Genomic DNA, 14,295 nt, shown 5'->3' on the forward strand with positions numbered 1-14,295 from the left:
GGAGACGGGCGCGGCTCGGGAGGCGGGAAAGGCACGCAAACCGCAGGGTTCCGACGAGCGTGACGTGTCCGAGTCGGAGCGGCTCCTCTTCGGCGGTCCGCTCCGCTACGACATGGGCTGGAACCAGCACCGGGACGCCTTTCTGGAGCTGAACTTCCGCGCCATGGTCACCCGGCTGCCGTCCCTCCTGCGCACCAGCCTCCGGCTGGCCCGGCAGGCCGACCCGCAAGCCGCCCGGATCGTGCTGTCCGCCGAGATCGCCCGGGGCGTGGCGCAGGCGATCGGTCTGCTCGCGATGAACACCGTGCTGGGCCGGCTCATCACCGGCGGCCCGATCGAGGACCGGCTGCGCGGCGCCGCCCCCGCCCTGGCCGCCATGGCCGTCGTCCTGCTGATCGGCGCGCTGCTGCGGGCCGCGTCCACGTATGCCACCGGGCGGCTCGAGCCCAAGGTGGAGCGGGTGGCGACCGAGCTGTATCTGGAGCGGGCGGCCGCCGTCGAGCTCGCCGCGATCGAGGACCACGCCTTCCACAAGCTGCTGGACACCGCGCAGTACGGGGCCCGGTCCAGCCGGTACATGATCAGTCACGGCACGCGCGTGGTGAACGCGATGATCTCGCTGGCCGCGTCGGCGGGCGTCCTCACCGTGCTGCACCCGCTCCTGCTGCCGCTGCTGGTGACGATGACGCTGCCGAGCGCCTGGAGCGCCCTGACCAACGCCCGGCGCCGCTACGAGTCGTTCCACACCTGGGTGCAGCACGCGCGCGCGGGTCACCTGATCGCCGGTCTCCTCACCGAGCCCGCGGCCGCGCCGGAGATACGCGTCCACGGCGTCGGCCCCTTCCTCCTGCGGCACTTCCGCGCGATGTCGGAGACGGCGGAGGCGGAGCAGGCCCGGCTGGCCCGGCTCGCGGCCCGCACCGGACTGTTCGCGGCGACCTGGACGGGCCTGGCGACGCTGGCCACCTACGCCACGCTGGGCGGGCTGCTGCTCACCGGGACGATGGCGCTGGCGGTGGCGGGCACGGCCGTGATCGCGATCCGCAGCGGCTCCGCGAGCCTGAACACCCTCGTCCTGGAGGTCAACCAGCTGCACGAGGAGGCCCTGTTCGTGGGCGACCTCCAGCGCCTCTACGTGGAGGCGGCCGAACGGGCGATCCCGGTGGGCGGCGCGGCCCTGCCGGACGAGCCGCGCGAGATCCGCTTCGAGAACGTCACGTTCGGCTATCCGGGCGAGTCGGCGCGTCCGGCCCTCGACGACATCAGCCTCGCGCTCCCCCTCGGCCGGATCATCGCGCTCGTCGGTGAGAACGGCTCCGGCAAGACGACCCTGGTGAAGCTGCTGGCGGGGCTCTACAAGCCGGACCGGGGGCGGATCCTGTGGGACGACGTGGACGCGGCGGACGCGGACCGGCACCAGCTGGCCGAGCGCGTCGCGATGGTGGCGCAGGACTTCAAGCGGTGGCCGTTCACGGCCCGGGTCAACGTCGCGATCGGCCGTTCCGCCGCCCCGCTCACGGAGGAACGGCTGGCGACGTCGGTCGCGGAGGCGGGCGCCCAGGAGGTGGTCGAGGATCTGCCGCGGGGACTGGACACCCTGCTGGCCCGGCACTTCAGCGGCGGCCACGAGCTGTCCGGCGGCCAGTGGCAGCGCCTCGGCATCGCCCGGGCGGCGTACCGGCGCGGGCGCATCCTGATCGTGGACGAGCCGACGGCGGCCCTGGACGCCCGGGCCGAGCTGGAGGTCTTCGAGAAGATCCGCGCGCTGGCCGACAGCGGCCAGACGGTCGTGCTGATCACCCACCGGCTGGCGTCGGTCCGGCACGCGGACCTGGTGCACGTCCTGGACCAGGGCCGGCTGGTGGAGTCCGGGACCCCGGACGAGCTGCTGGCGGGCGGTGGCGTCTACGCCGAGCTGTACACGCTGCAGGCCGAGCAGTTCACGGCGCAGGTGCCCGCCCCGTCACAGGCGGGCTGACAGCTCACCGCGCGGTGTCACCGCCCCGGACGACCACCAGGAAGGTGTCGGTGGCGAGGTCCATGACGACCTCGGCGGCCAGTCCCTCCATGCGTCGTGCCTGCGCGAATTCCTCCGCCGGCCACGAGCCCCGCGGCCCACCCGCGGGAAAGCGCTCGAGCACGGTCCGCCCGTTCACCATCTCGCACCTCCGTTCAGCGTCGTACTTGTAGGAGTTAACGCTCTGGGGATGGAGTAGGCCTCGACTGGTTGCGGGACTGAGACGTAGTTGACACGCCTTCAACGCCGAGTGTGAGAATCCGGTCACCTTACGAACATCTCGGACACGCTCCGTGTCAGAACTCGTACTCGTCGTGGTAGCGGACCCGCGCACCGCTCGGCGGCCCCAGCGCCGTCAGGTCCAGGAAGCTCATCGCCGGGCCGAGCCGGTCGAGCTCGCGGTCGAAGACCGAGTACGTGTGGAAGACCCGCTCGCCCTCCCGGAGGAAGCAGCTGACCCCGGGCCGCTCGGCGAAGCCGCCGGGCTGCCCCACCGTCGCCTCGAAGTCGGCGTTGAAGTCGTCGTCGTACGAGGAGTACCAGGGCACCGTCCAGCCCATGCGCGCCTTGAACGGCAGGATCCTCGTGAACGGCGCCCTGGACACCACGGCGAACGAGGTGCCGCAGGCGTTCAGGTGCGCGAGCTGACCGACCTGGTCGAGGAAGGCCGCGCAGCAGCGGCAGCCGGCCCGCCACTCGGGGGCGAACATGAAGTGGTGGACGACGAGTTGCCGGCGGCCGCCGAAGAGGTCGAGGAGCCGGGCCTTGCCGCCACCGCCCTCGAAGACGTACTCCTTGCCGACCTCGACCATGGGCAGCGCACGCCGCTCGGCGCCCAGCGCGTCCCGCGCGCGGGTCATCGCCTCCTCCTTGGCCAGCAGTTCTTCGCGCGCGGCGCGCCACTCCTCGCGCGAGACGATCTCCGGGAGCTCCGGATGCGCCATGGCTGCCCCTCCTGTGCGACGGTCCGTCGGAGGGGTGACCCGCGCGCGGCACGCAACTCATCGCCGGCGCGGAACGTATTTCAGGTGTCGTACTCCTGAACGCGTCTGCCGTGGCTGCGGTCGAGGAGGGCATCCGCCGCCCGAGCTCCCGTACGACCTCCGGTACGTCGATCGTCAGCAGCTCGCGGTCGCGCATCAGGTCGCGTCCGTCGACGATCGTGGTGCGCACGTCGGAGGAGCGGGCGCTGTGCCCGAGGGTGGCGGCGAGGTCGTGGACGGGCTGGGTGTGCGGCCCGGTGAGGTCGACGAGGATGATGTCGGCGCGCCGGCCGGGGGCGATGCGGCCGATCCGGTCGTCGAGTCCGACGGCCCGCGCGCTCTGGAGGGTGGCGTGGTGGAGGGCCTGGCAGGGCGACCATCGGCGCGTGCGTACGGCAGTTGACGAGCCCGGACAGCGCGACCTGACCGCGCGCGTCGATGCGCTCGCGGGCGGACAGCCCGGCCGCCTCGGCGCTGCTCGTCACCTCGTCCACGGCCCCGCCCCGGACGACGATCGCGGCGTCCTCCCGGAACATGACGCGTTCCTCCGCGTCGTGCGTGGGACGGTGCAGCCGGTGATGACGAGATCGGCGGTACGGGCAGGCTCCGGGGGCTCCGGAGGCCGGGGCTCCGGGGAGGGCGGCGGAGAAGGCGTCATCGCGTCAACGTACGACGGGGTCGTGCCCGCGAGTGAGCCGTGGCGCGCATCTTGTCCCGAACCTGTCGCCGGCCCCGGCGGGCGGGCACCCTGGCGCCACGACACTTCCTGGAGGGAGCCCGCATGCTCCTCGGCACCTGGAACCTCGAGAACCTGTACCGGCCCGGAGGGCCGTTCGGCCCGAAGGACAAGGCCGCCTACGAGGCGAAGCTCGCCGCGCTCGCCGCCGTCGTCACCGCGCTCGACCCGGACGTGCTCGGCGTCCAGGAGGTCGGCGAGCCCGAGGCGCTGGCGGACCTGCTGGAGACGGTGGGCGGCACCTGGTACGCGGCGCTGTCCGCGCACCCCGACGGCCGGGGCATCCGGGTCGGCGTGATCAGCCGTACGCCCCTGGAGGTACTGGCCGACACGCGCGCGTACCCGGCGAGACTGCGACCCGTGCAGGCGGACGACTCGGGGGCCACCTCGGACGGGTCCGGCCGTGGCTTCCTCGCGGTGTAGACGGTCACGCCGGCCGGGCCGCTGCGGGTGGCGGTGGCCCATCTGAAGTCGAAGCTGCTGTCGTACCCGGGTGATCGTTTCTTCCCGCGCGACGAGGGCGAACGGGCCCGCTACGGCGCCTACGCCCTCTACCGGCGGGCCGCCGAGGCGACGGCGCTGCGCGCCCTGGCCGACGATCTCCTGGCCGGCGACGGCCGCGAGCGGGATGTGGCGGTGCTGGGCGACCTGAACGACGAGGTCCAGGCGGCGACCACGCAGATCCTGCTCGGCCCGCCCGGCTCGGAGCTCGGCACACGCGGGTTCGAGACGCCCGACCAGGGCGACGCGGCCCGCCTGTGGAACGTGGCCCCGCTCATCCCCGCCGAGCGCCGCTACTCGCGGATCAACTCCGGTCGCCGCGAGCTGATCGACCACGTACTGACGAGCCACCGCCTGGTCCACCGGCTGACGTCGGCGGGCACGGGCACGGATGCGGGAACGGGGTCGCGGGAGGAGCTGCGGCTCCCGTCGGTGGGGCTCGATCCGGCGGCACGCAGGAACGAACCGGGGTCGGACCACGCGCCGGTGTGGGTGCGGATCGACTGACGCGCGGGGCAGCGCTACCCGGCTACAGGCACCGGCAGATCCGGCACGGGCGCCCGCAGCCCCACCCGGTCCCGCCCCGCCGCGAGTTCGTCGAGGAGTTCGGCGAGCCGCTCCCGGTGCCGTGCGGTGAGCCGTCCGGTGTCGTCGAGGTGGACGGCGCAGGCGGTGGTCGTGTCGACGAGCCGTTCGAGGACGGCGGCGACCTCGTCCGTGCCCTCCGTGTGCCGGGCGAGGGCGGGCAGTTCGTGGGCGGCGAGGGCGATGGCGGTGCGGGCCTCGGCGAGCGCGCGGTAGGCCTCACGGCGCAGGGCCCAGCGGGCGGCGCGGTCGTCGGAGCCGTCGAGCACATGGGTGAGATAGGCGTCCGCGGCGCGCACGGCGGCGGCGAGCCGGGCACGGACCTGGCCGCCACGCCTCCCCGGCATCGGCAGATGCCCGACGATCAGGACGATCCCGCAGGCCAGCAGGGTTTCGACGATCCGGCCGGCGGATGCCTGGGGCTCTCCGCCGACCATCACCAGCGACAGCACGAGGACGGTGACGACGGCCGTCTGGGCGGCGAAGTGCCGGGTGGACACGGGGATGAGCGCTCCGCACAGGGCGACCAGCGCCACCAGCCCCTCCGGCCGGGGCAGCACGGCGGCGAATCCGGCGAAGAGCAGCGCCCCGAGCACGGTCCCCGCGGCCCGGCACAGCACCCGCGACACCAGGGGCCCGAGGTCGGGCTTGACCAGGAAGACGGCCGTGGCGGGCAGCCAGTACCAGTGGGTGTGCCGGCCGTACCACTGGGAGTGGTAGAGGGCCTGCGCGACGGCGGCACTGGCCCCGAAGGAGAGCGCGACCCGCAGCCCGTACTCGCGGCCGCCCGCGCCGAACCCGGTGCGCAGCAGGTTCCGCACGCCGTGCCGGCGGGCGTGCAGGTCACCGCCGCCGCCCTGGTCGAAGGCGTCGGCGGCATGCAGCAGGGCGTCGTCGAGGGCGCGCAGCGCGGGGGCGGACCGGGCGGGCGCGGGCAGCGGCCCGGTGTGGGTGTTCTCGCGGACGGCGGCGGCGAGCCGTCGGGGCCCGGCCGAGGCCCGTTCGGACAAGGGCTCGGCGGCCCAGGCGAGGGCGGTCGCGGCCTCGGCGAGGGGCAGGGCGGCGGCGAACTGGGCGTGCAGCCGCCGTTCGGAGGAGGAGCTGGCGTAACGCCGCAGCCGCGGTCCGGCGAGGGCGTCCTGGGCGTGGTCGAGGGCCGCGGTGAGCGCGGCGCGGCGGGCGGTGGCGTGCTCGGTCCCCGTCGCGTCGAGCAGGTCCGCGACGGCGTCGTACACGCGGGCCACCGCGTCCCGTTCGCCGTCGAACCGGAAGTCGCCGGTCATCGCGCCGGGCGTGGGCAGGACGAGCCGCAGCGCGAGCAGCCATCCTGCCCCGGCGAGGAAGGCGAGGGCGCGCGCCCAGCCGGGCTCCGCGACCGGCATCCCGGCCCCGATCGCCGAGGCGACGAGCAGCTGTGTGCCGCCGCCGGACGCCACCGGCCCGATGGCGCTCATCCCGCCGGCGAGAAGCCCGAGCCCGGTGAGGACGGCCGTCAGCGCGACGGCCCCGACGTGATCCCCGACGTAGGTCCCGACGAGCAGCCCTCCCGCGCCCACGAGGGCGGGCGCCCCGAGCCGCTTCACGGCGGTCCGCCTGCTGCCGGGCCGGTCGTTGATCCCGGCGAGCATCGCGGCGATGGCGGCGACCACCCCGAGAGCGGTCCGGTCGACGAGGACGGACACGAGGAGCAGCGGCCCGGCGGCCAGCGCCCCGCGCGTGACCGCGCTCCACGGGACGGGTCCGCGCTGGGCGCGCAGGGCATGGGCGAGCCAGGGCGGAAGAGCGGCGAGCGGGCGGAATGCGCGAGCGGGAAGGTGCGGGCGCGGGGACACGGAGCTCCTGTCGGGGCGAGGGCGGGGGTGTGCCTTCGGGCGACGGTGGCCGGGGCTGGTCAGCTGTGAGCTGTGGTGTCCACGGTACGGGGCGGTCCGGCAGAGGTGGGGGCGGTTTCGTTTCGGCGAGGTGACGCCTGGCCCGAATCCCGCGTTCTTTATGAACGCAAGGCCGAAAACGGGAGCGGGGCCGGGGGCGTAGCCTGCCCCCGGCCCCTGTGGAGCCGCCCATGTCGCACACCGGCGCACTTGAGGACCCAGGTCAGTCGTGATGTCGTCGCGTCCTGCCTTTGGACCACCGCGCATCGAGCTGCGCGGGCCGGACTTGAACCGGCAATTCGACGTCCGGGGGCCTGGGCCCGGTCGCTCCGGCGATCGGCGGCGAATGCTGAGTCTGGAGCAAGAGTCTGAGATTCATCGCGATCCGTCCCTGAATTGCTCGGCGGGTACGGTTCGCTCGTCACGACAAGCTTCAGGTTCAGCTTGCGCTCCTCGCGCACCCCGGTCACGAAGGACCGGGGAGTCTCGAAGGCTACCCGAACAGATAGCCGAACACGGCGTCACCGACCCGCTGGTCGACGACGTCGGAGCCGTTCGCCTCCTCCCGGGCGAACTTCACCGCCTGCTGCACCTTCTCCAGGCGCGCCAGGAGTTCGTTGACCCGGCGGGCGGGCAGGGCTCCGGAGAACTTCACGGTCGTCCAGTACCCGACCGGCACGTCCTCGTAGTACACCTCGACCTGCGCCGGGTGCTTGTCGGTCGCCTCCGCCTTCACATGGTTGCGCGGCACCTTCTTGGTGCGCAGCGTCCGCACCGGCTCGGTCTTCCACGCGTCGGTGGACGGGTCCTGCGCCCAGGACTCGGAGGCGTCGAGCACGGGCAGCCTGCGCACGAAGGCGGTCAGGTCGACGAGCTGCTTCTCGAGGAAGAGCAGGTAGGACACAGGTACCTCGGCGACGAGCACCCGGCCGTCGACCTTCACGTCGGCGCGGGCGGTGCAGTTGGCCCAGTCCTTCGTGGCGGTCACGTCGAACAGCCGGGTCAGCGTGGCCGCGGTCTCCCGCAGCACGTCCTCGGCCTTCACCTGCACCCGTGTCGACTCGGGCGGCAGCTGCTCGCCCTCCTCGTCCTTGGGCTGGTAGGTCCGCGAGATACCGGCCAGCAGCGCGGGCTTCTGCAGTCCGTGCTGGGCCGTGCTCAGGTCCTGGTGGGCCTTGGACTTGATGCCCTTCTCGACTGCGATGATCTGATTGAGTTTCGCCACGACGAGGACGGTAGCGGCTCCGACACGATCACCCCAAAGGATTATTGACCGAAGAGACGGCCGGCCCTTGCCAACGCCTCTTCCAGCTCGCCGGGACCGGACCCGCACAGTCCCGCGACGATGCCGTCGACACCCCGCAGTCCGGCCCTCTCCAGCAACCGCTTCTCGTTCGTCACCCACTCCCCCCGCGCCGCCAGCACACCGTGGCCCGCCTGCACCGCGGAGGTGACGAGAGCGCCGGCGACCTCCGCGAGACGGCCTGCCGGGGCGTGGTTGGCCAGGGCGTAGGCGAGGGTCGCGCGGGCCGTCCCGTGCCAGCGCTCGCCCGCCGTCCGGCGCAGCCTGTCCGGATAGCCGTCCGGGCGCGGGAGTTCACCGCTGAGCACCTCGTTGATCGCCAGCTCGGCGACCACGAGATAACTCGGGATCCCCGCGAGATGGAACAACAACGGCTCCACCCTGAACCGCCCCTCGGCCGCCTCCGCCCACTCGTGCTCGACGACGTCGAGATCCCGGTAGTGCACATCGACCCGCCGCCCCTCGATCGTCAGCCAGGCACCCCCGTTGAACACCCCGCCGCCCCAGCCGCCCAGCTCCGACACCTCCCCCTCCCAGCCGAGCGCCCGCAGGCCGGCCGGCTCGAAGGAACCCCGGTAGTAGACGGCCAGGTCCCAGTCGCTGTCGGGCCGGTGGGTGCCCTGGGCACGGGAACCACCGAGGGCGACCGCGCGGACGTTCGGAAGGCTTGCGAGGCGGAGAGTGACCTCGCCGAGAAAGTCCCGGTCGTCGCCGGAGGGCGAAGGGGAGCCGGAGGAAGCGGCGGAAATGGTGGAACCGGAGTGCGTGGGAGCGGAGTTGGAGGAGCCGGAGGCTGGGGAGGCGGAGGCTGGGGGCATGAGCGGGTTCCGATCAGCAGTCCCACACGTCCTGGTGACGGTGGCGGGTCGGCGGGTGATCCAGCTCCTCGGCCACGGAGAGCAGCGCGCCCGTCGGGGCGGCGCGGAGCCGGTTGCGGGCGGACGAGCGGAACACGGACAGCGCGGCACGCGCACGGGACTCGTACGGGCCGTCGATCCGCGCGTTCAGGGACCGGGGAAAGGTGTAGGACCGGAAGGCGCGCACCAGCGGAACGGGTATTGGCCGACGCCGCTCGCGCCGTGCCCGTGCCAGCTCCTCTTCGCTGTACCGCAGTTCACCGAGACGGTGGCCGGTGCTCCAGCCCCAGTGCTGCGACGGCCGGTCATCGGGCCGGACGCGGTGCCGCAGACGGACGTGATGGACGGTACGGGACATGGCAGACCTCCTGGGGCCCGCCGGAATCTCCGGCGAGGCACTGAGAAGTCCGCCGCCGTGAATCGGCCCAAGTGCTTGCTCCGCATGGGCAGCAGCGTGGCGAGTACGGCTCGGGGTTGTCCAACGGTTATCCGCCGCACGGCGATTGTCAGTGGGGCGCGCTTCAATGGGAGGTGTCGTGACAGAGCGTCACGACCGGAGTGCGGCGGGGGGAGCGGGCCTTGGTGAGGTACGGGGAGGACGGGCGGCATTACGTGTCACTGGCCGGACTGCGGATGCGGGGGTGGACGGGCCCGCTGGTGCTCCGGCTGCTCGGGCCGCCGGACCGGCTCGGCATCGATCCCCGCGCCCGGGCCGCGCCGCAACTGCGCCTCTACCGCGTCGAGCGGGTCGAAGCGGCCGAGCACAGCGAGGAGTTCCGGACCGAGTGCGCCCCACGAATACGCGGCCCCGAGGAGTCCCCGTGATCCACGGCCTCGCCGCCCCGGGAGCCCCGCCGCCCTGCTACCCGGCCCCCCACACCCTCCGCTTCGCCACCGGCTTCGCGAGACTCCCCGCCCGGCTGGTCGTCAGCCCCAGCCCGACCAGCCCTTCGGCCAGCTTCACCGCCGCGCCCACCCCGTCGACGACGGGAAGGCCCAGCTTGTCCCCCACCATCCGCTCCAGTCCCGTCATCCCGGCACACCCCAGGACCAGCACCTCGGCCCCCGCCGCCCGGACCCGCTCGGCAGCCGCCAGGAAGGCCGCCTCGGTGCGGTCGCGATCGCCCAGATCGAGGACGCCGAGCCCGGTGCCCACGACGGCGGCGCAGTTGCGGCCCACCCCGGCCAGCTCCAGGCTGTCCTCGATCTGGCCGCAGGACCGCTCCAGCGTGGTCACCACCCCGTACCGGCGCCCCAGCAGACACGCCAGATGCGCCGCGGCCTCGGTGATGTCGACGACGGGCACGTCCACCAACTCCCGTACGCCCTCCCGCCCGTGCTCACCGAAGCCGGCCATGACGACGGCGTCGTAGGGCGCCCCGTCGTAGGTCCGCAGCGCGTCCATGACCGCCGCGGCGGAGAGGAAGCTGTCGAGCCAGCCCTCCGCCGACTCGGGCCCCCAGGCCGGGGTCAGTCCGGTCACGGTGGTGCCCGGGCCTGCCGCGGCCCGGGCACCTCGCACGATCTCCTCGGTCATCTCCTGCGTGGTGTTGCAGTTGGTGACGACGATCCGTACGTTCCGCACGCTCCTCAGACCTCCACGGGCTTCTCGGTGACGGCCGCGGACCCGGCGGCCCGCTCGACTCGGCACAGCAGCACGTACAGTCCGGCCCCCAGGGCCGTCCCGATGAACCAGGAGTACGGCGCCACATCGCTGAAGGTCTTCACCAGCGCGAGCACCGCCGCGACCGCCGCCGAGGGAAGGAACGCCCACAGCGCCTTCGGGTTGACGCCCTTGCGGTAGTAGTAGCGGGAGCCGGGGGTGGCGTCGAACAGCTCGTTCACGTCGACACGACCACGCTTGACCCAGTAGTAGTCGACCATGATCACGCCGAACAGCGGACCGAGGAAGGCGCCGAGGCCGCCGAGGAAGTAGTTGACGACCGTGGGGTTGGAGAACAGGTTCCACGGGGTGACCACGAGCGCCGCGACCGTGCTGATCATTCCGCCGACCTTGAAGGTGATCTTCTGCGGCCAGACGTTGGCGAGGTCGTACGCCGGCGACACGAAGTTGGCGACGATGTTGACGCCCATGGTGGCGATGGCGAAGGTGAGTGCGCCCAGGACGAGCACCCAGGTGTTGCCGACCTTCGCGACCAGCTCCGCCGGGTCGGTGATGGCCTCGCCGAACACCTCGAGCGAGCCGGCGGTGACGATCACGGAGACGACCACGAAGGCCGTCGAGTTGAGGGGCAGCCCCCAGAAGTTGCCGCGGCGGACCGTCCGGTAGTCGGGCGCGAAGCGGGAGAAGTCGCAGAAGTTCAGCATCAGCGTGCCGTAGGTGGCGAGGATCAGACCGATCGCGCCGAACCACTGCCGCCACTGCTCCCCCACGGAGACCGGGTGCGGGGTGGAGGTGAGCGAGATGGTCCAGCCCGCCTTGGACAGCACCCACACCGCCAGCGCGATCATCACCAGCCAGATCGCCGGGCCGCAGAAGTCCTGGAACTTGCGCACGGACTCCATGCCCTGGCTGATGATCATCGCCTGGACCAGCCAGAGGGACACGAAGGACAGCCAGCCCAGCGCGTCGAGGCCCAGGAAGGAGTTGTGCGTCCAGGACTCCAGTCCCGGCCAGGCCGCCAGCAGCATCACATTGACGGCGACGGAGGCGAGGTAGGTCTGGATGCCGTACCACATGATGGCGATCACGGCTCGGATGAGGGCGGGGATGTTGGCGCCCCAGACGCCGAAGCTGATGCGGCTGACCACCGGGAAGGGCACCCCGTGGCGCTGGCCGATCCGGCCCATCCAGTTCATGCCGACGTAGATGAGCACGAAGCCGACGAGGAGGGACGTGAAGATCTGCCACACGTTCATACCGAGGACCAGCAGTCCGGCGGCGAAGGTGTAGTTGCCGAGGTTGTGGACGTCCGACATCCACATGGCGAAGAGGTCGAAGACCTTCCAGTTCCGCTTCTCGGCGGGTGCGAGGTCTTCGTTGGTGAGCCGGGGGTCGGGGACGAACGCTGGTGCGCCGGTGGCTTCGGCGCTGTCGGCGAGGGACACGGGGCCTCCATGGGCGAGGGGACGGAGGAGGACTGCTGACCGGACCGTTTGGTATACCAAACTGCGGACATGGTCCCGCCGTCAAGCGTTCCGACCGATGTCCGTCCCGTTACGGCTCCGTAAAAGCACCCTCGCATCGGCGAGGATGGGCCCATGACGAAGATCGAACCCCTCGGAGCGGTGCGCGAGCGCGTCCTGGGGTCCCTGCGGCAGGAGATCATCGCCGGCAGGCTGCGTCCCGGTGACCGGCTCGTCGAGCGCGAGCTGGCCGAACGGTTCGGCGTCTCCAGGGTCCCGGTCCGAGAGGCCATCCGGGCACTCGTCGCCGAGGGCTTCGTCCTGTTCGAGACCCCGCGCCGGACGGTCGTACGGCCACTGAGCCCCACCGACGTGAAGGAACTCTTCGAGCTGCGCGAGGCGTTGGAGGTGTACGCGGCCGGACTGGCCGCCGCCCGGGCCACCCCGCAGGACCTCGCAGAACTACGGGAACTCCTGACGAACGCGGCGAGCGCCACCGACGCCGGGGACGCCGAAGCGATCACCGACATCAACACCCGCTTCCACGACCGGCTCCTCACCATGGCCGGCAACACCCTGCTGATCTCGGTCATGGAACCGGTCGCCGGCCGCCTGCAATGGCTCACCCGACGCAACGAGGAATGGCCCCAACTCCTCACCGAACACCAGGACCTGTACGACGCCATCGCCTCCGGCGACCCGGCCCGCGCCCGCGCCCACGCCCTGAACCACGTACAGGCCAACTACCGCTCCACGGTCCGGCACCTGTTCGGGGAAACGAACCCTCCACAGGCACCGCCCTCCCCCGATCATGCTCCGCCTAGAATCCCCTGACCCTTCGGACAGGTGCCCGAAGGCGCGCACACGGCGAACGGGACGGGGAGAACGACCATGGTGAGCAGACGCGGACTGCTGAGCGGAGCCGCACTCGTAGGGGCGGGAGCGGTGACCGGCGTACTCGGCTCCGCCGGGAGCGCGGCCGCCGACGCCCCACTGGACACCCCGTTCACACCGGTCGCCGCACCCCATCTCGCCCAGGCCGAGCAGCTGGTCCAGTACCAGCGCCTCCTGGCGGCCGGCTACCTGCCCACCGGCCTCACCGGACACTGGCCGCTGGACGGCTCCGGCGCCGACCGCTCCGGCCACGACCACCCCCTGACCCTCGGCACCGGCGCGAGCTGGACCACCCTGCGGGCCGGCGGCGAACTGACCCTCGACGCGGCCTACGCCGCCACGGCCTCCGTGCTCGACACCACGGCCCCGTTCACCGTCTCCGCCTGGGTACGCCTCGCCGACGACGCCGTCCTGACCAACATGTACACGGCGGTCAGCCAGGACGGCACCGGCTGCAGCCGTTTCCTGCTCCAGTACGACGACACCGCCGGCGCCTGGGCGTTCAAGGTGCGCGCCGAGGACCAGAGCGCCAAGATCTCCGCCCTCGCCACCACCGCCCCCGTCCCGGGCAAGTGGACCCACCTGACCGGAGTGTGGGACGGCACCCGAGTCCACCTGTACGTGAACGGCGTCCCGGAAGGCACCGCCGACGCCACCCTGTCCTGGGCCGCCCCCGAGGGCTTCAACATAGGCCGGGCCCGCTGGAACGGCGCCTACGTCAACCACTTCAAGGGCTCCGTCGACGAGGTGCGCGCCTACGGCCGCGCCCTGGGCGCCGACGAGATCTCCCTGATCAGCGGCCGCACGGCCCGCCTCAACAACGTCTACCTGATCGGCTCCCCGTCGACCGTCGCCTGGGGCACACCCGACGACCTGGCGAGCTGGATCGCCCGAGCCCGCTGCTCGTCCTTCGTCACCTGGGTGCTGAAGCACACCTACGGTTGGGCCACCGACGCCTACTTCGCCCAGTACTTCCAGGACCGCATCCCCGAGGCCGCCGACTACCGCCAGGCCTTCGCCAACGGCACCGCGGGCCCGCGCTTCCAGCAGATCCGCAAGGTCGCCGACCTCCGGCCCGGCGATCTGATCGCGGTGGACTACAGCGGTCAGGTCGAGGGCAACACCGGCCACATCGTCATGGTCCGCGAGGTCAAGGGCGTCTTCAGCGGGGTCGCCGACTTCACCGGCGAGACCCAGTACGCCGTCGAGGTCGTCGACTGCACGGCCGAGCCGCACGGCGTGTACACCCTGACCAACTACCCCAGGTATCCCGACACCCGCATGGTCGGCCTCCTCGCGGAGGAGCAGTTCGAGGGCGTCGGCATCGGCCACATGATGTTCTACGCCGCCGGCACCACCGGAGAGTTCTCCCGCTACCGCTGGAGCGTCAACACCGCCCGCGACAAGGCCTACCCCGTCGCGTCACGGCCGGTCACCGCGGCACGCGTCGTCTGACCGGAC

Annotated in this window: 12 protein-coding genes and 2 pseudogenes; 5 read left to right on the forward strand and 9 right to left on the reverse strand. The window is 72.2% G+C overall.

Features of this window, described 5'->3' with window-relative positions; translation table 11 throughout:
* Positions 1-112: 112 nt before the first annotated feature.
* A complete protein-coding gene (locus OG736_RS12190; protein ID WP_327187591.1) occupies positions 113-1,978 on the forward strand; it encodes an ABC transporter ATP-binding protein in 1,866 nt (621 codons plus the stop codon).
* Positions 1,979-1,982: 4 nt separating this feature from the next.
* Here OG736_RS12190 and OG736_RS12195 read toward each other — a convergent pair whose 3' ends face one another.
* The 3 genes and pseudogenes from OG736_RS12195 to OG736_RS12205 form a co-directional block, all read right to left on the reverse strand.
* Positions 1,983-2,159: a DUF8839 family protein gene (locus tag OG736_RS12195; protein ID WP_199875608.1), complete on the reverse strand. Its 177-nt coding sequence runs from the start codon at positions 2,157-2,159 to the stop codon at positions 1,983-1,985.
* Positions 2,160-2,313: 154 nt separating this feature from the next.
* Positions 2,314-2,961: a DUF899 domain-containing protein gene (locus tag OG736_RS12200; protein WP_327182448.1), complete on the reverse strand. Its 648-nt coding sequence runs from the start codon at positions 2,959-2,961 to the stop codon at positions 2,314-2,316.
* Between the two features lie 80 nt (positions 2,962-3,041).
* Positions 3,042-3,382: pseudogene (locus OG736_RS12205) on the reverse strand (amidohydrolase family protein); the annotation flags it as partial.
* Positions 3,383-3,781: 399 nt separating this feature from the next.
* Between OG736_RS12205 and OG736_RS12210 the strand changes: the two are divergent.
* A pseudogene (locus tag OG736_RS12210) lies at positions 3,782-4,744 on the forward strand (endonuclease/exonuclease/phosphatase family protein).
* A gap of 14 nt (positions 4,745-4,758) precedes the next feature.
* Here OG736_RS12210 and OG736_RS12215 read toward each other — a convergent pair.
* The 4 genes from OG736_RS12215 to OG736_RS12230 form a co-directional block, all read right to left on the reverse strand.
* Positions 4,759-6,654, reverse strand: a complete 1,896-nt coding sequence (locus tag OG736_RS12215) for an FUSC family protein (protein ID WP_327182449.1) — start codon at positions 6,652-6,654, stop codon at positions 4,759-4,761.
* A gap of 532 nt (positions 6,655-7,186) precedes the next feature.
* Positions 7,187-7,918 carry a DUF7873 family protein gene (locus OG736_RS12220; RefSeq protein ID WP_054242961.1) on the reverse strand — a complete coding sequence of 244 codons (732 nt, stop codon included), beginning with the start codon at positions 7,916-7,918 and terminating at the stop codon, positions 7,187-7,189.
* 41 nt (positions 7,919-7,959) lie between these two features.
* Positions 7,960-8,814: a nucleotidyltransferase domain-containing protein gene (locus tag OG736_RS12225; RefSeq protein ID WP_327182450.1), complete on the reverse strand. Its 855-nt coding sequence runs from the start codon at positions 8,812-8,814 to the stop codon at positions 7,960-7,962.
* A 13-nt stretch (positions 8,815-8,827) separates the two neighbouring features.
* Positions 8,828-9,211 carry a hypothetical protein gene (locus OG736_RS12230; protein ID WP_327182451.1) on the reverse strand — a complete coding sequence of 128 codons (384 nt, stop codon included), beginning with the start codon at positions 9,209-9,211 and terminating at the stop codon, positions 8,828-8,830.
* A 221-nt stretch (positions 9,212-9,432) separates the two neighbouring features.
* On the opposite strand from OG736_RS12230, the gene OG736_RS12235 reads away from it, so the two are divergent.
* Entirely contained in the window at positions 9,433-9,678 is a 246-nt protein-coding gene (locus tag OG736_RS12235) for a hypothetical protein (protein WP_327182452.1), read from the forward strand.
* 37 nt (positions 9,679-9,715) lie between these two features.
* Here the strand turns inward: OG736_RS12235 and OG736_RS12240 are convergent, their stop codons facing one another.
* Together OG736_RS12240 and OG736_RS12245 are read right to left on the reverse strand one after the other, a co-directional pair.
* Positions 9,716-10,438, reverse strand: coding sequence for an aspartate/glutamate racemase family protein (locus OG736_RS12240; RefSeq protein WP_327182453.1), 723 nt, complete (start codon positions 10,436-10,438; stop codon positions 9,716-9,718).
* A gap of 5 nt (positions 10,439-10,443) precedes the next feature.
* Complete coding sequence (locus tag OG736_RS12245; protein WP_327182454.1) at positions 10,444-11,922, reverse strand: NCS1 family nucleobase:cation symporter-1; 1,479 nt, start codon at positions 11,920-11,922, stop codon at positions 10,444-10,446.
* A 153-nt stretch (positions 11,923-12,075) separates the two neighbouring features.
* Between OG736_RS12245 and OG736_RS12250 the strand changes: the two genes are divergently transcribed.
* Complete coding sequence (locus OG736_RS12250) at positions 12,076-12,774, forward strand: GntR family transcriptional regulator (RefSeq protein WP_327182455.1); 699 nt, start codon at positions 12,076-12,078, stop codon at positions 12,772-12,774.
* A 57-nt stretch (positions 12,775-12,831) separates the two neighbouring features.
* Positions 12,832-14,289 (forward strand): LamG domain-containing protein, encoded by a 1,458-nt coding sequence (locus OG736_RS12255; RefSeq protein WP_327182456.1) that lies wholly within the window; start codon positions 12,832-12,834, stop codon positions 14,287-14,289.
* Positions 14,290-14,295: the final 6 nt, after the last annotated feature.

It is taken from the genome of Streptomyces sp. NBC_01334 (assembly GCF_035983595.1).
GTDB classification, from domain to species: domain Bacteria; phylum Actinomycetota; class Actinomycetes; order Streptomycetales; family Streptomycetaceae; genus Streptomyces; species Streptomyces coriariae.